The following is a 20,876-nucleotide window of genomic DNA, read 5'->3' as shown; positions in this document are numbered from 1 at the left end:
TAACCTAGAAAGAACAAATCTAAGTTCTGCCATATGGGTGAATTCTATCCTTTTGTTTCCGAAAGTAAAGTGACGCTATCGGATCCGGTCAAACAGCTGGCAACCGCCTTCTAAACATGTTATGATAATGTTACAAAAGAAGGCGCAGGCGCTTGTGCTGCAGTAATGAAGCAGGGAGGGATGACGGTTGAAAAACAGATCAGAATTGCATCAGATTGTGTACAGTTTGCTGGCAGCGCAGATCGAGTTTGGCACTTACCGGTTTGGAGACCCGCTGCCGAAAATGGAGGAGACCGCCAGGTGGCTTTCCGTTTCCCTTGATACGGTCCGATCCGCCTATCTTCAGCTGAAACGGGACGGCTACATCACCCTGACCAAAAAGGCCGGAGCAGCCGTGGCCGTGCGGTTTCAGGAGTCGGAGTTAGAGGAGCACATTCAGACGTTTTTCGCCCTGCGTAAGGATGCGGTGACCGATCTTTGCCGGTCTCTTGACCCGCTGTTCCGCCACGCCCAGTGGTTCGCCCTGAAGCATGCCGGGCCAGAGCGGCTTGACGAGTTGGAGCGCCTCTGCCTCCAACCGGAAACCCTTCCCCCGTATGTTATGGTCCGGCACGTCCGTCTGATTTACGGGGCGTTAAACAACGACCTGCTGCTGAGGCTTGTCTGGCAGACGTTCCTGTTCTATCAGGCCCCTTTTTTGAGTCTGCCGGAGAATATGGCCGCCTTTGAGAAAGGCGACGGTCCTCTGTTGGAGATAATCGGTCTCTGCCGCCGGAAGGACTGGAACGGGCTGTGGCAGACGGTGGCGTCCTATCAGGAGCAGCTCAGCCAGGCCATCCGCCGGTTTTACGCGGACCATATCACCTGTGAACCGGTGGGAAACCCCATTTCCTTCCACTGGGACGCCTATGAGAAATCCTCCCAGCGCTGCTATTCCCTGGCGCTGGACTTGCTGAATGATATCTACCTGGGCCGTTACCAACCGGAACATTTTCTCCCCTCCCCATCCAAAATAGGGGAAGAAAAGCAGGTCTCCGTCACCACGGTACGGCGCACCCTGACGCTGCTGGGCCATCTTGGCGCCACCCGCTCCATCAACGGAGTCGGCACACAGGCGCTGAGTCCAGCGGACAGCAGCCAAAATTGTGATTTATCCCAGCCGGTCATCCAAAAACGGCTGCTGGACTTTGCCCAGAGCCTGCAAATCCTGGCGCTGACCTGCGGCGCAAGCCTGGAAATCACCCTGGACGCCATGGATGCCATGGCCATCCAGTGGTGGCGGAATCGTCTGCTGGCGCTGAAAGAAAACGGGAGGTATGAGTCGGTGGTGTTTGACTCGCTTGAAGTCATTCCCCATTTTTCACCAATCCGGGCGGTGAGGGAAATCTACCGCCAGCTGCTTCGGATCCTGATCTGGGGATACCCGCTGCGCAGCCTGCACGGTTCCCGGGAGCAGATCAACGCATTTTACCTTCCCTATATCAATTCTCTCCTGGAAGGCCTGAGACAAGGTGACAAAAAGCGCCTGGCGGCGGCTTTGGAACAGATGCTGCTCTGTGAATTCCGCTTTGCCGCCGTCCGTCTTGAAGAATTGGACGTCCAGGGCGCCGCCGGTCTTTTGGTACCGGAACCTTTTCGCTAATCGAACCGAAAACGGGCGGACAGTTCCCATTTCCTGTCCGCCCGTTTCCGCTATTTCTTAAATATGGTTCGCCACCTCAAATGCATCCCAGATCGCATACATGATGTTGGACACCTTCTTCGCATCCCCCAGCAGGTAAATCTCCGGCACCTCGAACTCCAGTTCACGGTACAGGGAGTCCTCCTCCCGGTAGCCCACGGCCAGGATCACGCTGTCGCAGGGAATCCGTTTTTCCTCATCCCCGCACACCGCGGTGAGCACGCCGTCCGCGTAGCCCGTCACCCTGGCCGAGGTCACGGTCTTAACGCCGTGGTAGGGCACCAGGCGCTCCAGCATGTCCTTGTTGGCGTGGCACAGGGGGCCGTTCACGGCCAGCAGCTTGTCGAGGGCCTCCACGATGGTCACCTTTTTCCCGTGCTGCGCCAGCCACAGAGCCGTCTCGCAGCCCACCAGGCCGCCGCCGATGACCACGGTTTCATCGCCGCAGTCCTTCTCGCCGGTCAGCACCTGGGCCGCTGTGTACACCTTCCCGTCGTCTCCCAGGGAAAATACCTTGGGCGCGGAGCCGGTGGCCACCACCACCGCGTCGTATCCGCCCGCCAGCACATCCTCTTTCGTTACCTCCGTGTTCAGGCGGACCGGAACGTTCAGAAGCTCCATCTGCTTTTCGTACCATTTCGCCAATGCCAGGTCGTCCTCCTTGAACTCCGGCGCGCCGCCCGGAATCAGGTTGCCGCCCAGGTGGCCTGCCTTCTCAAACAGCTCCGGCCTGTGATCCCGGACCACCGGCTCGTAGGCGGTGACCCGCTCCCTGGCCGCCTGGGGATTCACGGCGCAGTTGATCATGGAATACTCCTGAATGCGGCCCATGCAGCCCTCCTGGCAGGAGATGCAGGGGCGGATCTCACAGACCCGGCCGGCCCGCAGCTTATTTACATAATCCGGGTCCGCCAGCAGCGGACGGCCCAGACTGATCATGTCGCAGTCGCCGTTCTCGATGGACGCCGAGGCCATTTCCGGGTCGTCCATGCGGCCTGCGCAGAGAACCGGCACGTCCACGGCCTCTTTGACCATTTTGCAGTAGGGGCGGTAGAGGCCTTTTTCCTGGTACATCGGCGGATGGTTCCACCACCAGGCGTCGTAGGTGCCCACATCGGTGTCCAGGGCGTCGTAGCCGTACTGCACCAGCAGCTTCGCGGCTTCAAGGCCCTCCTCAACGTCCCGGCCCTTTTCTTCAAATCCCTCGCCCGGCAGCGCGCCTTCCCGCCAGTCCTTGATCATGCTCTTCACGCTGAAACGCAGGATCACCGGGAAATCCTGACCGCAGCGGGCCTTGATCTCCTCCACCACTTCCCTTGCAAAGCGCAGGCGGTTCTCCAGGGAGCCGCCGTACTCGTCGTCCCGCTGGTTGAACATGGAGATGGCGAACTGGTCCAAGAGATAACCCTCGTGGACCGCGTGGATGGCCACGCCGTCAAATCCGCCCCGCTTGGCGTTGTACGCGCCGTCGCCGAAGGATTTCACGATGCTTTTGATCTCCTCCTTCGTCAGGGGGCGGCAGGTCTTGTCCAGCCACCGGTGGGGGATGGCCGAGGGGGCCACGGGCGGGAATTCGCCCAGGTTGGTGGGGATGGTCACACGGCCGAAACCGGCGGACATCATCAGGAACATTTTGCTGCCGTAGGCGTGAACCCGCTCCGTCATCTCCTTGCTGGTGCGGATAAAATGCACGGGGTTGAAAGTGGAGTTGGGACAGTTTGGCATGCTCTGGGGCTCCACCTTGCCGTCGGAAAAGGTGACGCCGGTGATGATCAGGCCGGTGCCGCCCTTGGCGCGCTCGGTGTAGTAATCAATTCCGCGCTGGTTGAAGCCCCCCTGGGAATCGGACAGGCCCAACGGCCCCATGGGCGCCATGGCAAAGCGGTTTTTGATGGTGAGGGAACCGATCTTTACCGGGGTGAATAAGTTTTTGTACCTCATAAAATTCCTCCTCTTTTTCGGGCATTCAGAGACGGAGGGAAATGATCTATTCCGCTCCGGCGGAAGGCGGTCGGTGGGGGGGGCCGGTGGGGTTCTCCGCTGGGGCTCTCCCCCTGGCCTCGCCCCAAAAACCCGCCGTCCGTTCGCGCCCGTAGATTGATTATTATTTAACAATATTATATTTCAAAAAGAGCCCACGCACTATCAACCCTTGATTGACAGCTGTGAACTCTTTGTTTCCACCATCACATATTCTGTTTCAGATACCCGTCGAAGGCGGCGATGGTCTCGAAATTCCGGTTGTCCTCCCGGAACACGCCGTAGACCTCCCAGGTCAGCCCCTCCTCGAATGGAACGGCCCGCAGGCCCTCCATTTTGAAGTCGTCCACCATAAAATCCGGGATCACCGCCAGGCCGATCCGCTGGGCGCACAGCTTGTAGAGGAAAGGGCCGTCCGCCGTCTTTGCGGCGATTTTCGGCAGAAATCCGCGGACCTGGCAGGCTTTGCGGAAATCGTGGAACATATGGAAGTTCTCGTTCATCAGGATCAGGTTCTCGTCCCGCAGCAGATCGATGGTCACCTGATCACATCCATACAGGGGATGTCCCTCCCAGACCAGAAGCAGAATTTCCCGCGTCGCCAGCCTGCGCTGGATCACCTCCCCCTCCTCGCACATGCCCACCGTGAAGCCGTACTCGATCCTGGAGGCATTTAACATCTCCTTCACCTCCCGGTTGGAATACTCGCACCACTCCACCCGGATCATAGGATGGCGCTCCATGAAATCCAGGATCAGCTGGAAGGGGATCACGTTGAACACGCCGCAGGCGCAGCCGAGACGCAGCACGATCTCCCTTCGCTCCAGCTGCCGCAGCCCGTACTCGATCTCCTCCAGCTGGCTCACGATCCGCTCCGCCTTCTGGTACAGGAAATCCGCGCCCTCCGTGGGTTTCAGGCCTTTTTTCATGCGCTCGAAGAGCTGGACGCCAAGTTCATTTTCCAGGAGCCGGATGTTCTTGCTCAGCCCCTGGGGCGTGATGTAGAGTTTGCGGGCGGCCTGATGGATGCTGCCCTCCTCGTACACGGTCTGAAAACATTTCAAATCCTTTGTATTCATGAATCCCTCCCGAATCCTCTCCGTTTCCCTCGGTCCCGCGCCTTAGCAGGCGCTGTTTCTATCTATTGTACACTAAAAATGGTCCGGCGTCCTGTTTTTTTGGAATTTGAAGCGGTGTTCGCGGCATTGACATTGGATTTCCCAATGATTATACTGAACTAAAGCAAACTGGAAAAGCGAGGTATTATTATGAGAGAGATTAAAACCGTAGCGCTGATCGGCCTCGGGGCCATTGGAAGTTTTCTTGCAAGCAATCTCCATGAGGTATTGGGTGAGAATCTGCGGATCGTGGCGGGCGGGGCGCGAAAGGAGCGCCTGGAGCGGGACGGCATCGTGGTCAACGGGGTTCCCTTCCATTTCCGGGTGGTCGCGCCGGAGGAGGAAACCGGGTACGCGGATCTGGCGATCGTGATCACCAAGATTACCGGCCTGTCCCAGGCGCTGGAGGATATGCGGCGTCAAATCGGCCCGGACACCATCATCATGTCGCCCTTAAACGGCGTGGAGAGCGAGGAGCGGGTGGCCGCGGTCTACGGCTGGGACCGGGTGCTTTACTCCCTGGCGAGGGTGAGCGTGGTCATGGACGGGAACCAGGTGTCCTTCAACCCCTCCATGGCCTCCATTGAATTCGGAGAAAAACACAATGAGGAACTTTCCGAGCGGGTTCTGGCAGTAAAACGCCTGCTGGAGAGCGCCGGAATCCGGCCGGTGATCCAACCCGATATGGAGAAAGCCCTGTGGATGAAATTCGTGTGTAATGTCAGCGAAAATCAGGTGGGCGCGGTGCTCAAAATCCCCTTCGGCGCATGGGGCGCCAGCGAACACGCCAACGCCCTCCGCCTCATGGTGGCGAAGGAAGTCATCGATATCGCCCACAAGAAGGGGATTGATATTGACGACGATTACGCGGTCAAGCATTTGGAGCATCTGAAAAAGGTTCCGTATACCAATAAGCCTTCTACCCTTCAGGATATTGAGCACGGGCGGAAAACTGAGGTGGAGATGTTCGCCGGGACGGTGATCCGCCTGGGGAAGGAGACTGGCGTTCCTACGCCCTGCAATGAGTTCCTTTACCATGCGGTGCGGGTGTTGGAGGAGAAGAATGAGGGGATTATCTAGGCAGCATTTCCTCTTAATGCAATGAGATTCCGAAAAAAGAGGGCGTTTTCGCGCCCTCTAATCATGGTAATGTCCCCGTTCTGTATCTTTAGGTAAAGCGTTGATCCGTTTCATCGTCCTTTTAGCCTGCACCTGCCAGTACAAGTCATCTTCCCACGCTGTGCCTTTCCCATCCGTGCTAAACTTTTCTTCCTATCATCTAAATCCAATTTCTGGAAATCTTTCAAATTCCACTTGCATTTTCCACCCCCTTATGCTATCCTACCCTGGTACATAGTTAGTTTAACCTAACCCATTTAAAAACAACCTCAAACGCAAAGGAGTGTTCACCATCAAACCATCTACCCTCACCCTGCTTCTTTTCACAACCCTGCTCATCCTCTCGGTCCTCTCGCTCTTCGTGGGGGTGATCGATATCCGCCCCGCCGCCCTGCTCACCGGCGACCCGGAACTTCTGGAAGTGTTTCTCATTTCCCGGCTGCCCCGGCTCCTGGCCATCCTCTGCACCGGCGTGGGCATGAGCGTGGCGGGACTGATCATGCAGCAGCTCTGCATGAACAAATTCGTCTCGCCCACCACCGGCGCCACCATCTCCTCGGCCCAGCTTGGCATCCTGTTTGCTCTGCTGTTCCTGCCGAACTCCACCCTGTGGGGCCGGGCCCTCTTCGCCTTCGGGGCCGCCGTGCTGGGCACCTGGATCTTTGTCTGGTTCATCCAGCGCATCCAGTTCAAGGACGTGATCATGGTCCCGCTGGTGGGCATCATGTTTGGAAATGTCATCGGCGGCCTGACCAATTACCTGGCCTACAAATATGAAATGACCCAGGCCCTGTCCTCCTGGCTGGTGGGCCACTTTTCCCTGGTTCTGCGGGGTCGCTACGAGATCGTCTACTTGACCGTGCCCCTGGTGATCCTGGCTTTCGTGTTCGCCAACCACTTCAATATCGTAGGCCTTGGCAAGGACTTTTCCCGGAATCTGGGAATCCCCCACAACCTGGTGCTGTTCATGGGCCTGAGCATCGCCGCCATGATCACCGCGTCCATCGTGGTCGTAGTTGGCTCCATCTCCTACGTGGGCCTGATCGTACCCAACGTGGTAGCCATGTTTAAGGGCGACCGCATACGGGGCACCCTGGCCGACACCGCGCTGTTCGGCGCATTGTTCGTGCTGGTCTGCGACATCGTGGGGCGGACGGTGATCGCCCCCTACGAGCTGCCCATCGAGCTGGTGGTGGGCGTGCTGGGCAGCATTTTGTTCATCGCCCTGCTGCTCTACCGCCTGAAAAATGGACGGCGCGCCGTTCCCATTCCCCGCTCCGGCTTATCCGGCTGCGGCGTTTCCATGAAGCTGGAAGGAGGTGGCGAATCATGAGAACCGCCGCAGACACGGCCCGCCGCCAAAAGCTGGCCGTCCTGACCGTCCTGGTGCTGGCCGCGGCGGCGGCCTACCTGCTGTTCGAGGTGAATTTTTCCAACGCCAAGCTATTCCACTACGCCATGAAAATCCGTACCCCCAAGCTCCTTGTCATGCTGATCACGGCCTTTGCCATCGGCGGAGCTTCCATTGTTTTCCAGTCCATTATCAACAACACCATCGTCACCCCCTGCCTGCTGGGTATGAACTCGCTCTACACCCTGATCCACACGGCAGTGGTATTTTTTGCCGGGTCGGGAAGCCTACTGGCGGTAAACGCCAACCTCTCATTTGCGGTGGACCTGGCGCTTATGGGGCTGGCCGCCACAGTGATTTACAGCTATCTCTTTCAGAAAACTCGGCACAACGTGCTCTACGTGCTGCTGATCGGGACGGTGCTGACCTCGCTGTTTTCCAGCGTCCAGACCACCCTGACCCGGGTCATGGACCCAAATGAATACGACGCGCTGCTGGCGACCCTGGTGGCCAGCTTCAACAACATCAACTCCGAGATCATTTTCCTCTCCCTGGCCGTGCTGGGCATTGTGGCCTTCGCCCTGCGGCGGGAACTGCGGCTGCTGGACGTGCTCACCCTGGGCAAAAATCAGGCCGTCAACCTGGGCGTGAACTATGACAAATGCGTCCGGCGCCTGCTGCTGGGCGTGACCCTCTACATCGCCGTGGCCACCGCCATGGTGGGCCCCATCTCCTTTCTGGGGCTGATCATCGCCAATCTCTCCCGCCAGCTTTTAAAGACCTACCGCCACGGCCAACTGATCCTGGGCTCCGCCCTGTTCGGCATGATCGTGCTGGTGGGCGGGCAGCTTCTGGTGGAACGGGTCTTTCGCTACGCCGTTCCCATCAGCGTTTTCATCACCGTGGGCGGAGGTTTTTATTTCCTCTACCTGCTTTTGACCAACAGGAGGACCTGACCTATGATCATTAAAAATCTTTCGAAACAGTACGACGGGAAAACCGTGGTGGACGACGTCACCTTCCACATCCCCAAGGGCAAGGTGATCTCCATGATCGGCCCCAACGGGGCGGGAAAATCCACGGTCATGGGCATCATTTCCCGGCTGATCGCCCGGGACAGCGGCATGGTGGACTTCGGCGGCAAGGACATCGGCAAGTGGAACAACCGGGAGCTGGCCAAGCGGCTGGCAATTCTGACCCAGAGCAACAACATCCAGATGAAGCTCACTGTCCGGGAGCTGGTGGCCTTCGGCCGTTTTCCCTACTCCGGCGGCCGCCTGACGAAAGAGGACCAATCCATGATCGACAAGGCCGTGGACTACATGGAGCTGGGCGGTTTCCAGGACCGTTTTATCGACGAGCTCTCCGGCGGCCAGCGCCAGCGGGCCTACATCGCCATGGTGATCGCCCAGGACACGGAGTACGTGCTCCTTGACGAGCCCACCAACAACCTGGATATTTACCACGCCACCAACATGATGAAAACCGTGCGCCGCCTCTGCGACGAGCTGGGCAAGACGGTGATCCTGGTACTCCACGAAATCAACTACGCGGCGTTTTATTCGGATTATATCTGCGCGTTCGCGGAAGGCAGAATCGCCAAATTCGGCACGGTGCGGGAAGTAATTAATAAGGAAACGCTGTCGGAGCTGTATAAGGTGGATTTTGAGATTCTGGAAATCGCGGGGAAGCCGTTGTCTGTGTATTATTGATGGTTTCCCGGAATGAAAAATAATCGATAAGGAGAGATAGCATGAGAAAAATGGTATTTGCTGCAGCTGTATTGATGACGGCGGCGGGGCTGGCGGCCTGCGCTGGCGGGGTTGGTGGAGTTGGTGGAAAAAATGCAAGTGAAAATGGAACTACTGCCGGGGCCGGGATTTTGGCGGAAACCGGCGCGGACGCTGGGGCTGGCGGCTCCGCAGATGCCAGTGCAGACGCAGGGCTTGGTGGCTCTGCAATTACCGGAGCGGGCGCAGGAGCAGGGGCGGCTGCAAAAGCCGGAACAGGCGCCGGAGCCGGGGCGGCTGCAAAAGCCGGAGCAGCTGCCGGAGCCGGTACTGAGGCCGGAACATCTACCTCCCCCGCCACACTCACCATCCAATCCCTAAACGCCTCCAAATCCCCCATCTCCCTTGAAGTCCCCTATAATCCCCAGCGCCTCGCCGTCCTCGACATGGCCTCTCTGGACATTCTGGACGCCCTTCGCCTGGGGGACCGGGTGGTCGGCACGGCGGACACCAGCCTGGACTATTTACAGCAGTACATCGGCGGCTCCACCGCCAACCTGGGCACCATCAAGGAGGCGGACCTGGAAGCCGTGATGGCCTCCGAGCCGGACGTCATTTTCATCGGCGGACGCCTGGCCTCCTCCTACGATGCCCTCAGCGAAATCGCGCCGGTGGTCTACCTGGCCACGGACCCGGAGACCGGTGTGGTGGAGAGCGTCCGCAAAAACGCTTCCGTCATCGCTTCCATATTCGGCCTGGAAAGCCGCGTGGAGGCGCTGATGGCAGGCTTCGACGCCCGGATCAACGCCCTGTCCGCCTTCTCCTCCGGCAAAACCGCAATCGTGGGCATGAGCACCAGCGGCGGCTTCAACGTGCTGGGCAGCGACGGCCGCTGCTCCCTGATCAGCCGGGAGGCGGGTTTTGAGAACATCGGCGTGGACGCCGCGGCGGACACCTCCACCCACGGCAACGAGGCCTCCTTTGAGTTCATCGTGAAAACCAACCCGGACTACGTCTTTGTTCTCGACCGCGACGCCGCCATCGGCACAGACGGCGCCAAGCTGGCACGGGACATCGTGGAAAATGAACTGGTCATGGGCACGGACGCCTACAAAAACGGACGGATCATCTACCTGGCCCACCCCGCCGCCTGGTACACCGCGGAGGGCGGCATCACTGCCCTGGACCGGATGCTGGCTGACCTGGAGGACGGATTGCTTTAGCCTTCCCTATCACTTCCCCGTTCATATTAAACCACTCATTCAAACGCTCAAATGGTTGCGCAGGAAAATGTCCTTTCCGCGCAGCCATTTTATCCCAATAAGCCTTCCTTTTCCTGCCCCTCAAAAACCTCACTCTCCCTGCCCCTTCCCAATAATCCCCCCTTTTCTCCCCTGCCCCAATAAGCCTCCCTCCCCCTTTTCCTTCCCCCCACCCTTCTAAAAATCCCCCCAAATCCCCGCGCAACAAATCATTGCTTGCATATTCCGCCCCCCTTTACTATACTTGAGACGAGGTGATAACCATATGACAATCAATCAAAATCTCCGCCAGCTCCGTCTGGACTGCGGCATGACCCAGGAACAGGTGGCCGGGAAAATAGGGCTCACCCGGCAGGCCCTCTCCAGCTACGAATCCGGGCGCACACGGCCGGATATCGAGATGCTGATGCGCCTGTGCGAGGTGTACAATACCGATTTGGACGCCATTCTCTACGGAACCAGCCGCACACTCAAAGCGGTCCGCCGAGTAAAAGCCTGCGCTACGTCCCTCTTCATCCTGCTGACCGCCCTGACCTTTGTCCGCTCGGCCCTGCTGTGGGCTGTCAATCACACCATGGCCATCCCGGAAGGCCCCATGTCCCCCGAGAAAATGGCCATATTTGAAACCCGCCGCCGCTATATCGCCGCCTGGGAAGCAATGGACGGACTCCTGCTCACCATCGCCCTGTTCGGCGGCCTGCTGCTGGCCGCTCTGATGATTGGCGGAAAATGCGTGGTGCCCGTCCGGCAAAAACTGCTCTACACTGCGGCCCTGGCCGTTGGAATCCTTTTGGCCACCATCCCCTTCGCCTACACGGACCCGGTGTACGGGCCGCCCAATTACCTGATCACCCCGGTGCTGGTCATCTTCCGCCTCCTGTTCATCCTGGCGGCGATTCTCCTGTCCGGCCCGATCCTGAAATGGCGAGACAGCCGTCGTTTCCGCGCCTAAAACGCCTTTGAAAAATAAATATAGACGATATCGTCTGTTTTTGTTATAATACTTCCAGACGATATCGTCTACATTTTGCTGCAAAGGACGTGAACCACATGATGATTGAAATAGCGAGACTCATTATCACCATCGCAGCCGCCTTATTGGCCGGCAAACTGATCTCAAAGCTGAAACTCCCCGCCATTCTCGGCTGGCTGATCGCCGGGATGATTTTAGGCCCCCACGCCGCGGGGCTTCTGAGCGCGCACCTGATGGAATCCGGCTGGTATGAGGTCACAGAGAGCTTACTCGAATGCACCGTCGGTCTGATGATCGGCACGGAGCTCATCTGGAGCCAGATGAAAAAGACCGGCAAACAGATCGTTGTCATGACGGTCATCGAATCCCTGGGCACCTTCCTGGTGGTCAGCCTGGTATTTAGCCTGATCTGCATTTTCACCGGCCTGCCCATTTACCTTGCCTTCCTGTTCGGTGGGATCGCCCTGGCCACCGCCCCCGCGCCCTCCCTGTCCATTGTGAACGAGATGAGGACCTCCGGGCCGGTCACCAGCACCCTGATCCCCATGGCAGCTCTGGACGACCTGGTAGGCGCCCTGGTATTTTTCCTGGTGATCGCTGTGGTGACCGCCCGCACCTCCACCCGCCAGATTCCGGTATTTGTGGTAGTGCTGCTGGTATTTTTCCCGGTTATCCTGGGGGCAGTGATCGGCTTTGCCGCCGGAAAGCTGCTGGGCAGAGTCCGCAGCCCCAAGGGCTCGGTCCTCGCCACCTCCGCCATGATCCTGTTCTCCACCGCCGTGGGCCTGATCCTGAACTGGTACGTGCTGCCCGCGCCGGTGCTGAATTTTCTGCTGATCGGCATGGCCTTCTCCACGGTATTCGCCAACATGATCCCACTGGAGCAGCTGGGCGATATCATGCGCGTGCTGAAACCTGCCGTGGGCTTCTCCCTGGTGGTGGTGATCCTGAACCTAGGCGCGCCCCTGGACTACCACCTGATCCTGGGCGCGGGAATCTACACCGCGGTGTACATCGCCTCCCGCGCCCTTGGAAAATACGGCAGCGCGTTTTTCGGAGCCGCTGTCACCGGCGCGCCCAAAACCGTGCGCAATTACCTGGGGCTCACCCTGCTGCCCCACTCCGGCGTCTCGCTGATTTTCACCGGCATCGCGGTGTCCACCCTGACCCCCGTCGCGCCGGAATACGCGTCCCTGATCCAGGGGACCATCGCCGCAGCTGCGGTGATCAACGAGATCATCGCCGTATTTATGGCGAAAAAAGGATTTGAATGGGCCGGCGAGCTGCCGGACCCCAAACTGAGAGGAGGCGTACACCCATGAAACAGGCCCAGCGCCAGGAGCGGAGCAGGCGGGAAATCCTGCAGGCCGCAATGGAAGAATTTGGAACTCACAATTACAGCGACGTCACCATCGACAACATCTGCTCCCGCCACGGCATTTCCAAGGGTATGATGTACCACTACTACTCCGGCAAGGACGATCTGTTCCTCCTGTGCGCCCGGGAAATGTTTCAGGCGCTGAAGGAGCACATGGACGCTCTGCCCTTCCCCTCCCCCGGCCAGACCGGCCCGGAGGCGATCCGCGAGCTGTTCCGTGCCCGGGAAGCCTACTTTGAGACCCGCCCCCTGGAGAAACATATCTTTGAAAATGTACTGTTCAACACCCCCGGCCACCTGGCCGGACAGCTAAACGACCTGCGCCTGCCCCTGCGGGAGCTGAACCGGCAGCGTTTCCGCCAGGCCGTATCCCGGATGGAACTGCGCGCGCCGCTGGACGAGGAGGCCGTTTCCCGCTATCTGGAATGCATCGAGTCCCTGTTCTGGCCCTTGGTCAATCAGTATCAGGGCGGGGAGTCCATTGGCGACCTGCCGTCCCTGGAGGCCGTTTCCACCCAGGTTTTGGATATGGTGTTGTTTGGAATTGTGCGGCAGGAGCGGTAGCCGCCGAAACCTGCGCGCAAACGAAAGGCGGTGAGACATTGAAGATTTTCCTGAAAATGCACGCTAAAAACCGTTTTTCCTCTGTGCAGCCGTAAATCAGACCATGTACAGAGGAGAAACCATCTATGAAACGATTAAACGCACCCATTGTAACGGCAGAAACCATCCGCGGGATGGAAGACATGTCCTTTTTTACCCACGCCTTGATTTTCGACGATCTGCTGATCGTGGCGCAGCGGGAGACCAACTGCTTCGTATTAAAGAGCTCGGAAGGTCTGATCGTGATCGACGCCATCTGGCCCTCCAAACCTGCCTTTGACGCCATCACCGCCGCCATACGGGACGTGGGCTGGAACCCCGCCCGAATCCGCAAGCTGGTCCTGACCCACGGCCACGTGGACCACACGGGCTGCGGAAAATGGATTGTGGAGCAATTCCAGGCCAGGACCTACCTGTCCGCCGCGGACGACATTTTCTGGCAGGAACACCCGGCAAAGCCGGACCGGCCGGAGACCTGGAAGGATTTTCCAATCCATGTCCATGTGAAGGACGGCGACACCATCACCTTGGGCGATAAAACGATCTTTGTCTGCGAAACTCCGGGGCACACCCCCGGCGGGCTGAGTTACCTGTTTCCCGTTCAGGAAAACGGGGAAATGCACATGGCCGGGCTTTGGGGCGGCACCACTCCGCCCCGGACAAAAGAAGGCGTGCTGCAATATCTGCGCTCCCTGGATTATTTTCTCCGGGAAGCCAAACGCCGTGGCGCGGACGTAGCCCTGACCAACCACACCGCCGTGGACAACGGCCTGGAGCGCATCGCCTACTCCAGGAAACGCATGTCCTACATGCCCAATATCTACGTGGTGGGGCAGGACGGATTCCAGCGGTTCTGCCAGGTGTTTTACACTATGAGCTACGAGATGCTGGGACGGCTGGAAGGGCGGGGGGATCTCTGACCGGAAAGCCGGGGACGAGGCAATCGATTTTACGCTGGATTAGCCTGAACGCATCAACCTATTTAATAAAACCTGAAAATGCCGGGACACGGTTCACAAAACCGCGCTCCGGCATTTTACTGTGCACAATGGGCTGCTGGCGCAGCCTGTTTTCTTTCCTTACTTCTCCCCGCGTTCCCGCTCTTCCATAGCATGCACCATCTCCACCACAAACTGATGGGTCGGAACCGCCACACCGCACTTCTCCGCCGCCCGCACCACAGAGCCGCTGATGGTGTCCACCTCGCTCCTTCTGCCGTCCCGCAGGTCGGCGCGGATGGAGGTGCAGCCCCGGGGCGTCCGCTCGGAAACGGCCTTAATCTCCGCAATAATCGCCTCGTCGTCCGCTTCCAGTCCCATGGCTCTGGCCACGGCCGCCGCCTCGTGAATCAGCTGAACAGTCATGTTCCAGGCGTGTGCATTTGACGTGATATAACCCATGTCCACCTGTAAAATTGCGGTCACCGCGCTGAGGGAAACGTTGGTGAACAGCTTGTTCCAGATCAGCTGCCGGATATCGGAATGGATCTCCAGCTCAAAACCGCAGCTTCCGAAGGCCTCCGCCATCCGCGAAAAGAATCTCTTGTCGTCCCCGGTCAGCATGCCCACATTGGTGTGGCCCGTACCCCCGCGGCGGACGTGTCCCGGGCCGAGGGCCGCGCCGTTGTCCTGGGTGGTGCCGATGATGATGCGCTCCCGGGGCACGAATTCGCTCAGAATGTCCTCATGACCGCAGCCGTTCTGCAGGGTCAGGACATAGGTGTCCGGGCCGATCAGGCACGGGTTGCCGGACAGCGCCGCCTTGGAGTACAGGGATTTCACAAACAGGACGATGAGGTCCACCGGCTCCAAACCCTCCGTGGAGGTTACCGCCTTCGGGCGGTAAACGTGTACCCCGTCCGGCTCCTCCAGGCAGATTCCCTCCCGGCTGATGTGGTCCACCACCGCGGCCGAGGTGTCCACCATATACACTTCATTGTGAAGGGACAGGCGGCCGCCGTAGATGGAACCCATGGCCCCGGCCCCGATTACTGCAATTCTCATACATATCTCCCTCTCTGTCACTTCGAAAACTCAGCCAGCCCCTCGATGGCGTAGGCGCGGATGGGGCAGGAATCCAGTCCCTTGATGGGGATGGGCGCGTAGGACATGAAAAATGTGTCCGTTGACAGCTCTTCCAGATTCTGTAACACCTCCAGGAACACCACGTTCACCTCCATCAGAACGTCGTGGAAGGCGGACACATCGGTGTTGTTGCTCTCGATGGAAACGCCGTCGCCAAAGCCCACGCATTTCACCTTCTTCTCCTTCAGCCACAGGGCGGTCTCCCGGCCGATGAGCAGGCGCTTGTCCTCGGGCGTGTTGGTTAACGGGGTGAAGGGCGGAATCTTGTAGGGGGAATCCAGAATCACGATATCGTTCTCCCGAATCCTGTCCCCGCAGGCCCTCTCCAGGTCCTCCGCCATGATCTTCCCGTTAGGTTCCATGTGGGTGATGTCCACATAGATCGCCCGCCCCATAAAGGTGCTGATGGGAAGCCCCTGGACGTCGGTCCAGTTGTCATTGTGGTGGTAGGGACACTCCACATGGGTCCCCAGATGGCTGGTCAGGTCCATAATGGTGTGGAAATCCGGGATCGGCCCCCCGGTGTTGAAACGGAACAGATGGCACCGCCTGCTCTCCGTCTCCGGATCCAACTGCTTGGTCAGATCGATCACTCTCAGCCCGTTCCCCAAATCACATGCGCTCATAACTTATACCTCCTCGAATTTAAAATGCTCAGAAACCCTCGTTTTTCTTGCTATGATGTCATTATACCAGTATACCGGTATACCGGTCAAGCACTTTTTTCATTGACTTTGGAGGTGTTTTGGGGTATGATGAATTCAGACAATTTAAGGCTTGGAAGGCGCAGCAAAAGGCCGCCAGGCTGCCATCGAAACGCCGTCCAAACGCCCTCTAGCGCCAAAGGAGTGACCTATGTCCACTATAAATGAAACCAGTTCCCTTCAATCCCAGGCCTACAACATTATAAAAGAAAAGATCCTGTCCAAATCCATGGATTCCGACGCCCTCTACTCCGAGACCCGGCTGGCCAGGGAGCTGGGGATTTCCCGCACGCCGCTGCGGGAAGCCCTGCAATGCCTGTCCCAGGACGGCTACATCACCATCATTCCCAGCAGGGGATTTAAAATCCGCTGTCTGAACCAGGACACCATGCGGGAATCCATCCAGGTGCGCTGCGCCATCGAGGGCTTCTGCGTGTACACCGCCGCCTCCCGCCAGGACGAAAAGCGCTGCAAAAAGCTGATCAAAGACATGGAAAAATCCCTGGAACGCCAGAAAGCCGCCCTGACCTCGAAGAAATTCCCGGACGCCTTCACCGAGGAGGACCACTTGTTCCACCTGCTGCTGGTCCGCTACGCGCAGAACGAGGAGTTTAACCACCTGTTCCAGCGCCTGCTCTACATGATCCATCTGACCACCAGCAACGCCCTGAACGTCCCCGGACGGGCCCAGGCCACTTATGACGAGCATCTGGCTCTGGTGGAGCATTTGAAAAATGGGGACGCAACTCGGGCTTATCAGGTGTTGATCGAGCATCTGATGATGCCGTTGAAAATGGATCTGCTGTAAAAGCGGAGGAACAGAAAGCGCCCGCATTTCAAAGCCGTTCTACCGCTCCGGCTATGGAATGTGGACGCTGTTATTCTGCATATGCCTCTGCAAACGTTTATGCGGTCCCGGACAAAGGACGGCATAAGGCCGGGGCAACCTGCCCCGGCCCATATACCCACATCTAAAATACCACTACGTGTTTCATTCCCACCGCGCCCTTAGCCGCGGCGAACGCATCTCCGATCTCCTCCAGGCCGTATGTCCTGGTGATCATATTTCCCAACTGCAACCGCCCGCTCTGAACGAATTCCAGAACCTTCCGGTACTGAAGAAGGCTGGCTCTGGTACTGCCGTGCAGGCTCAACTGCCGGTAATGGACCAGGTTCGTGTCGATGGGCACCGGCTGCCTGGAAGCAGGCAGGCCGCCGAAAAACAACACTCTGCCGAACAGTCCCATGAGCTCCACCGCTTCCGTCTGGGCCTGGGGTGAGGGGCAGGCCACGATGCACACGTCCAGCCCTTTTCCGCCGGTCCGCTCCATCACCTGCTCCTTCAAATTTCCTTCCACCGTCACGATGGAGGGATCGATCTCCCTGCACGTGCGCAGGCGGTCCGGCGACAGGTCGTTCATCATCACCAGGCCCGCGCCCTGCATATTTGCCAGCAGCGCGTGCATGACGCCGATGGGACCGGCCCCGATCACCAGGACCTTGTCGCCGGGACGGATTCCCACCTGTTCCTGACCGTTGTACACGCAGGACAGGGGTTCCACGATGGACGCTTCCTCAAAGCTCACATGGTCCGCCATAGCCGCCACATTGCCCTGGGATACCGCCCGGGCGGGAACCAGAACATACTCCGCAAGGCCGCCGTCCAGATTGATCCCCATCGCCTGGTAGCTTCCACAGAGATGGGTGTTGCCGCTGACGCAGGAGTCACAAACGCCGCAGCCGAAATTGGGGGCCACACAGACCCGCTGGCCCTGCTCATAGCCCTGTACGCCCTCCCCCATCTCCTCGATCACACCGCTGATCTCATGGCCGATCACCCGGGGATGGTCCTGGTCAATGCCCGCGGATCCGTTGAGGTACATTCTCACATCGGTCCCGCACAGGGCCGTCGCCTTCACCCGCAGCAGAATCTCGCCCGGGCCGGCGTGGGGCGTGGGAATCTCCTCCTGCCGCAAATCACATACTCCATATAAACGCACTGCTTTCATGTTCTGTCTCCTATAATTCCACAACATTTCCGGTTACAATGGACTGGTTGCCCGCATTGACCACGCGCACCGCCATCAGGCCGTCCCGCCCCGTCACCAGAACCGGTCCGTCCTCCCTGACCGCCTTCACAAAGCTGATATCCTCATTCAGATACGCCTCCCGAAACAGGTGCATCCAGCTCTGTACCACATCGGCGGTCTTGCCTCCGTCCATGGTATAAACCACGGTTGTCTTGTCCTGAAGGTCTCCCAGCATAATGGAGCCCTTGGTTCCCAGAATCTCCACCCTGGCGTCGTAGCCGTAACGCACGCCCTGGGCCCCGTCCAGACAGCCCAGCACGCCGTTGGCAAACCGCGCATTTAAAATCACGTTGTCGTAAAAGTCCGGGAAATCCTGCCGGGCATCCCCACAGCGGTAATTCCCCGCCAGTGCGTACACGGTCTGAAATTCTGATCCCGAAAACCAGCGCATGGTGTCAATGTCGTGGCTGTTGACCTCGGCCAGCGGCCCGTTGCTCTTGTGGATGTCGTACATCCAGGGCTTGGGAATGCTGGGCCCGCGGGTCAGGGATTTCACCAGCACCAGATCGCCTACCGCCCCGGAGTCCAAAAGTTCCTTGGCCCGGACAAAGCTGGCGTCAAACCGCCGCATAAATCCCACCTGGAGCTTCACGTGGTTCTCCTCGGCAGCCTGAATCATTTCCTCACACTCCTGTGCGTTCATAGCCATGGGCTTCTCGCACAGGATATGTTTTCCCGCCTTTGCGGCCGCGATCACGATGTCCCGGTGATAGGCCGTGGGCGTCACCACCACCACCGCGTCCACCCGTTCGTCCTTCAGCGCTTCACGGTAGTCCGTAAAGGTATCCGTGATCCCCAGCTCCCCGGCAGCCGCAGCGCAGGCCTCCTCCGACGGATCACACACCGAAATAATACATGCCCCGGGCACTCTGGACGCAAAATTCCTTCCGTGGATCATACCGGCGCGTCCCGCCCCGATCAGGCAGATATTTACTCTGTCCTTTATCATATAATTCCTCCCCTGGCCTGACGGGCCTTACAGTTTTTTCTTAATCATGCTGACAATCACAGCTGAGATAACGGTTCCCACTGCAATGGAAACCAGATACATCACCAGGTTGCTCACCGCGCCCGGAATCAGGAACACGAAGATTCCGCCGTGAGGCACTGCCAGGCCGCAGTTGAACAACATGGAGAGCGCTCCGGTCACAGCCGAGCCGATGGTCACGGAGAACAGCACCCGAACCGGGTCCGCCGCCGCAAAGGGAATGGCGCCCTCGCTGATAAAGGAAGCGCCCAGCACCCAGGCCGTCTTTCCGGACTCACGCTCATCCACCGTGTATTTGTCCTTGGCGATGATGGTGGAGAGGGCCATCGCCAGAGGCGGCACCATACCGGAGGCCATCACGGCCGCCATGACCGGGGCGGTCTGGCCGGTGGTCAGGGTAGTCAGAGACGCCACGCCGAAGAAATAGGCCGCCTTTCCGATGGGGCCCGCCAGGTCAATGGCCATCATAGCTCCCAGGATCAGCCCCAGAACGGCGGAGTTGACACCGCTTAAATTGTTCAGGAAATTGGTAATGGCGTTGTTCAGAGCGGTAAAGGGCGTGCCCACCACAAATATCATGGTAAGTCCCACTGTCACGGAGGACAGAAGGGGCACGATCAGAACCGGCATAAGCCCTTCAAGCCCCTTAGGCATATGGATCTTATTTTTCAGGAACAGCGCAACGTAGCCGCCTAAAAATCCGCCGATCAGCGCGCCCAGGAATCCGGCGTTCAGCGCGCTGGCAAGCATTCCGCCTACCATGCCGGGCAGCAGTCCGGGACGGTCTGCGATGGAGTGGCCGATATAGCCGCCCAGAATCGGGAACATCAGCGCCATACAGACGCCGCTGCCGATTTTGTGGAACGCCTGTGCGATCGCTCCCTCGGAATTGATCCCGCCGAATGCAAAGGAGAGCGCGATGCAGATACCGCCCGCAACCACAAAGGGAATCATGTAGGAAACGCCGGCCATCAGATGCTTGTAGACGCCCACCTTGGGCTTGCTCTCCGTCTGGGCCGCGGAGGCCTTCTCATCCCGGTAAATGTAATCCGTCGCCAGGGCCTTCTCAATGATTTCCCTCGGCTTCTGAATTCCATCCTCCACGCTGGTGGAGTACAGCCGCTTGCCCACAAACCGGTCCTTGTTCACGCCGGTGTTTGCCGCAATCAGAACTGCGTCCGCCTCCCTGATATCCTCCGCTGTGAGCACATTCTCCGCGCCAATCGACCCCTGGGTCTCAACCTTGATCTGGTGTCCCATAGCCTCCGCTTCCATCTGGAGCTTCTCCGCCGCCATGTATGTATGAGCAATCCCGGTGGAACATGATGTAATCGCAACTATTTTCATCTCATCCTTCTCCTTTCAGCAAATCCAATACCTCTTCTTCTGTTCCCGCATGCAACAGCTTATCCCGAAACCCATCGTGCATCAGGCTGCGGGCCAGCTGGCTGAGCATCCGCAGATGAAGGTCCCCCGCTTCGGACGGCACCGCAATCAAAAAAATCAGATTTGCCAGGCTGCCGTCCATTGCCCGGAAATCCACCCCGGCGTCACACCGCGCAAACACCAGGGACGGGGTGCGCACCGCGCTGCTCTTGCCGTGGGGGATCGCCACCTGCATTCCAATCCCCGTCACACCAAGGCGCTCCCGCTCCATTACCGATTCCACGTACGGCTCAAGGGCTGTGATCCGCCCGTTCTCCAACAGCGCTCCGGCCATCTGGCGGATGCAGTCCTCCCTGTCCAAACATTTCAAGTCAAACAGGATCAAATCCTTTGTCATCAGAGCTTCGATATTCTGCATTTTGTCTGTTC

19 protein-coding genes are annotated in these 20,876 nt (G+C 58.6%); 11 read left to right on the top strand and 8 right to left on the bottom strand.

Annotated elements, in window-relative coordinates; translation table 11 throughout:
- The first annotated feature begins 187 nt into the window (after window positions 1-187).
- Window positions 188-1,642: a GntR family transcriptional regulator gene (locus ACK2JC_RS18770; RefSeq protein ID WP_320937593.1), complete on the top strand. Its 1,455-nt coding sequence runs from the start codon at window positions 188-190 to the stop codon at window positions 1,640-1,642.
- Between the two features lie 57 nt (window positions 1,643-1,699).
- On the opposite strand, the gene ACK2JC_RS18765 is transcribed toward ACK2JC_RS18770, so the two are convergent.
- On the bottom strand, window positions 1,700-3,622 hold the full coding sequence (locus ACK2JC_RS18765) for an FAD-dependent oxidoreductase (RefSeq protein WP_368274854.1): 1,923 nt from the start codon (window positions 3,620-3,622) through the stop codon (window positions 1,700-1,702).
- Between the two features lie 245 nt (window positions 3,623-3,867).
- Window positions 3,868-4,740 carry a LysR family transcriptional regulator gene (locus tag ACK2JC_RS18760; protein WP_320937595.1) on the bottom strand — a complete coding sequence of 291 codons (873 nt, stop codon included), beginning with the start codon at window positions 4,738-4,740 and terminating at the stop codon, window positions 3,868-3,870.
- A 189-nt stretch (window positions 4,741-4,929) separates the two neighbouring features.
- Here ACK2JC_RS18760 and ACK2JC_RS18755 point away from each other — a divergent pair, with 189 nt between their 5' ends.
- The 9 genes from ACK2JC_RS18755 (at window position 4,930) to ACK2JC_RS18715 (ending at window position 14,115) form a co-directional block, all read left to right on the top strand.
- Window positions 4,930-5,859: a ketopantoate reductase family protein gene (locus ACK2JC_RS18755; RefSeq protein WP_320937596.1), complete on the top strand. Its 930-nt coding sequence runs from the start codon at window positions 4,930-4,932 to the stop codon at window positions 5,857-5,859.
- Between the two features lie 322 nt (window positions 5,860-6,181).
- The gene (locus ACK2JC_RS18750) at window positions 6,182-7,231 is read left to right on the top strand and encodes an ABC transporter permease (protein ID WP_331681267.1); all 1,050 of its coding nucleotides are present in this window, start codon (window positions 6,182-6,184) and stop codon (window positions 7,229-7,231) included.
- Window positions 7,228-8,205 carry an iron chelate uptake ABC transporter family permease subunit gene (locus ACK2JC_RS18745; protein WP_320937597.1) on the top strand — a complete coding sequence of 326 codons (978 nt, stop codon included), beginning with the start codon at window positions 7,228-7,230 and terminating at the stop codon, window positions 8,203-8,205. Before ACK2JC_RS18750 ends, ACK2JC_RS18745 begins: the two co-directional genes overlap by 4 nt.
- Window positions 8,206-8,208: 3 nt before the next feature.
- Complete coding sequence (locus ACK2JC_RS18740; RefSeq protein WP_320937598.1) at window positions 8,209-8,961, top strand: ABC transporter ATP-binding protein; 753 nt, start codon at window positions 8,209-8,211, stop codon at window positions 8,959-8,961.
- A gap of 41 nt (window positions 8,962-9,002) precedes the next feature.
- Window positions 9,003-10,202: a siderophore ABC transporter substrate-binding protein gene (locus ACK2JC_RS18735; protein ID WP_320937599.1), complete on the top strand. Its 1,200-nt coding sequence runs from the start codon at window positions 9,003-9,005 to the stop codon at window positions 10,200-10,202.
- Between the two features lie 304 nt (window positions 10,203-10,506).
- The gene (locus ACK2JC_RS18730; RefSeq protein ID WP_320937600.1) at window positions 10,507-11,193 is read left to right on the top strand and encodes a helix-turn-helix transcriptional regulator; all 687 of its coding nucleotides are present in this window, start codon (window positions 10,507-10,509) and stop codon (window positions 11,191-11,193) included.
- A 98-nt stretch (window positions 11,194-11,291) separates the two neighbouring features.
- Window positions 11,292-12,536, top strand: a complete 1,245-nt coding sequence (locus ACK2JC_RS18725; protein WP_320937601.1) for a cation:proton antiporter — start codon at window positions 11,292-11,294, stop codon at window positions 12,534-12,536.
- Window positions 12,533-13,156: a TetR/AcrR family transcriptional regulator gene (locus tag ACK2JC_RS18720; RefSeq protein WP_302326664.1), complete on the top strand. Its 624-nt coding sequence runs from the start codon at window positions 12,533-12,535 to the stop codon at window positions 13,154-13,156. Before ACK2JC_RS18725 ends, ACK2JC_RS18720 begins: the two co-directional genes overlap by 4 nt.
- A gap of 125 nt (window positions 13,157-13,281) precedes the next feature.
- Window positions 13,282-14,115 carry an MBL fold metallo-hydrolase gene (locus ACK2JC_RS18715; protein WP_320937602.1) on the top strand — a complete coding sequence of 278 codons (834 nt, stop codon included), beginning with the start codon at window positions 13,282-13,284 and terminating at the stop codon, window positions 14,113-14,115.
- 159 nt (window positions 14,116-14,274) lie between these two features.
- On the opposite strand, the gene ACK2JC_RS18710 is transcribed toward ACK2JC_RS18715, so the two are convergent.
- Both ACK2JC_RS18710 and ACK2JC_RS18705 read right to left on the bottom strand, forming a co-directional pair.
- Entirely contained in the window at window positions 14,275-15,198 is a 924-nt protein-coding gene (locus ACK2JC_RS18710) for a ketopantoate reductase family protein (protein ID WP_320937603.1), read from the bottom strand.
- A gap of 17 nt (window positions 15,199-15,215) precedes the next feature.
- Complete coding sequence (locus ACK2JC_RS18705; protein ID WP_118757181.1) at window positions 15,216-15,905, bottom strand: cyclase family protein; 690 nt, start codon at window positions 15,903-15,905, stop codon at window positions 15,216-15,218.
- A gap of 229 nt (window positions 15,906-16,134) precedes the next feature.
- On the opposite strand from ACK2JC_RS18705, the gene ACK2JC_RS18700 reads away from it, so the two are divergent.
- A complete protein-coding gene (locus tag ACK2JC_RS18700; RefSeq protein WP_276948219.1) occupies window positions 16,135-16,791 on the top strand; it encodes a GntR family transcriptional regulator in 657 nt (218 codons plus the stop codon).
- Between the two features lie 163 nt (window positions 16,792-16,954).
- Here ACK2JC_RS18700 and ACK2JC_RS18695 read toward each other — a convergent pair whose 3' ends face one another.
- The 4 genes from ACK2JC_RS18695 to ACK2JC_RS18680 are packed head-to-tail and all read right to left on the bottom strand — an operon-like array spanning window position 16,955 to window position 20,865.
- Window positions 16,955-17,992, bottom strand: coding sequence for a zinc-dependent dehydrogenase (locus tag ACK2JC_RS18695; RefSeq protein ID WP_320937604.1), 1,038 nt, complete (start codon window positions 17,990-17,992; stop codon window positions 16,955-16,957).
- Window positions 17,993-18,002: 10 nt separating this feature from the next.
- Window positions 18,003-19,022, bottom strand: a complete 1,020-nt coding sequence (locus ACK2JC_RS18690) for a Gfo/Idh/MocA family oxidoreductase (protein WP_107434327.1) — start codon at window positions 19,020-19,022, stop codon at window positions 18,003-18,005.
- 27 nt (window positions 19,023-19,049) lie between these two features.
- The gene (locus ACK2JC_RS18685) at window positions 19,050-20,408 is read right to left on the bottom strand and encodes a PTS fructose transporter subunit IIC (RefSeq protein WP_118757182.1); all 1,359 of its coding nucleotides are present in this window, start codon (window positions 20,406-20,408) and stop codon (window positions 19,050-19,052) included.
- A 1-nt stretch (window position 20,409) separates the two neighbouring features.
- Window positions 20,410-20,865, bottom strand: a complete 456-nt coding sequence (locus ACK2JC_RS18680) for a PTS sugar transporter subunit IIA (protein WP_092361336.1) — start codon at window positions 20,863-20,865, stop codon at window positions 20,410-20,412.
- Between the last annotated feature and the right edge of the window lie 11 nt (window positions 20,866-20,876).

This window comes from Enterocloster lavalensis (genome assembly GCF_046603895.1).
Classification (GTDB): domain Bacteria; phylum Bacillota; class Clostridia; order Lachnospirales; family Lachnospiraceae; genus Enterocloster; species Enterocloster lavalensis.
Note: the sequence above shows the minus strand (reverse complement) of the source record. Positions and strands in the feature narration are given on the sequence as shown.

What these genes read in the sequence shown, in the direction of transcription:
- ACK2JC_RS18715 (WP_320937602.1), top strand. Translation starts at nt 13,282, where the DNA reads ATGAAACGATTAAACGCACCCATTGTAACGGCAGAAACCATCCGCGGG.
- ACK2JC_RS18725 (WP_320937601.1), top strand. Translation starts at nt 11,292, where the DNA reads ATGATGATTGAAATAGCGAGACTCATTATCACCATCGCAGCCGCCTTA.
- ACK2JC_RS18755 (WP_320937596.1), top strand. Translation starts at nt 4,930, where the DNA reads ATGAGAGAGATTAAAACCGTAGCGCTGATCGGCCTCGGGGCCATTGGA.
- ACK2JC_RS18680 (WP_092361336.1), bottom strand. Translation starts at nt 20,865, where the DNA reads ATGCAGAATATCGAAGCTCTGATGACAAAGGATTTGATCCTGTTTGAC.
- ACK2JC_RS18730 (WP_320937600.1), top strand. Translation starts at nt 10,507, where the DNA reads ATGACAATCAATCAAAATCTCCGCCAGCTCCGTCTGGACTGCGGCATG.
- ACK2JC_RS18765 (WP_368274854.1), bottom strand. Translation starts at nt 3,622, where the DNA reads ATGAGGTACAAAAACTTATTCACCCCGGTAAAGATCGGTTCCCTCACC.
- ACK2JC_RS18740 (WP_320937598.1), top strand. Translation starts at nt 8,209, where the DNA reads ATGATCATTAAAAATCTTTCGAAACAGTACGACGGGAAAACCGTGGTG.
- ACK2JC_RS18695 (WP_320937604.1), bottom strand. Translation starts at nt 17,992, where the DNA reads ATGAAAGCAGTGCGTTTATATGGAGTATGTGATTTGCGGCAGGAGGAG.
- ACK2JC_RS18700 (WP_276948219.1), top strand. Translation starts at nt 16,135, where the DNA reads ATGTCCACTATAAATGAAACCAGTTCCCTTCAATCCCAGGCCTACAAC.
- ACK2JC_RS18720 (WP_302326664.1), top strand. Translation starts at nt 12,533, where the DNA reads ATGAAACAGGCCCAGCGCCAGGAGCGGAGCAGGCGGGAAATCCTGCAG.
- ACK2JC_RS18705 (WP_118757181.1), bottom strand. Translation starts at nt 15,905, where the DNA reads ATGAGCGCATGTGATTTGGGGAACGGGCTGAGAGTGATCGATCTGACC.
- ACK2JC_RS18760 (WP_320937595.1), bottom strand. Translation starts at nt 4,740, where the DNA reads ATGAATACAAAGGATTTGAAATGTTTTCAGACCGTGTACGAGGAGGGC.
- ACK2JC_RS18685 (WP_118757182.1), bottom strand. Translation starts at nt 20,408, where the DNA reads ATGAAAATAGTTGCGATTACATCATGTTCCACCGGGATTGCTCATACA.
- ACK2JC_RS18690 (WP_107434327.1), bottom strand. Translation starts at nt 19,022, where the DNA reads ATGATAAAGGACAGAGTAAATATCTGCCTGATCGGGGCGGGACGCGCC.
- ACK2JC_RS18735 (WP_320937599.1), top strand. Translation starts at nt 9,003, where the DNA reads ATGAGAAAAATGGTATTTGCTGCAGCTGTATTGATGACGGCGGCGGGG.
- ACK2JC_RS18745 (WP_320937597.1), top strand. Translation starts at nt 7,228, where the DNA reads ATGAGAACCGCCGCAGACACGGCCCGCCGCCAAAAGCTGGCCGTCCTG.
- ACK2JC_RS18710 (WP_320937603.1), bottom strand. Translation starts at nt 15,198, where the DNA reads ATGAGAATTGCAGTAATCGGGGCCGGGGCCATGGGTTCCATCTACGGC.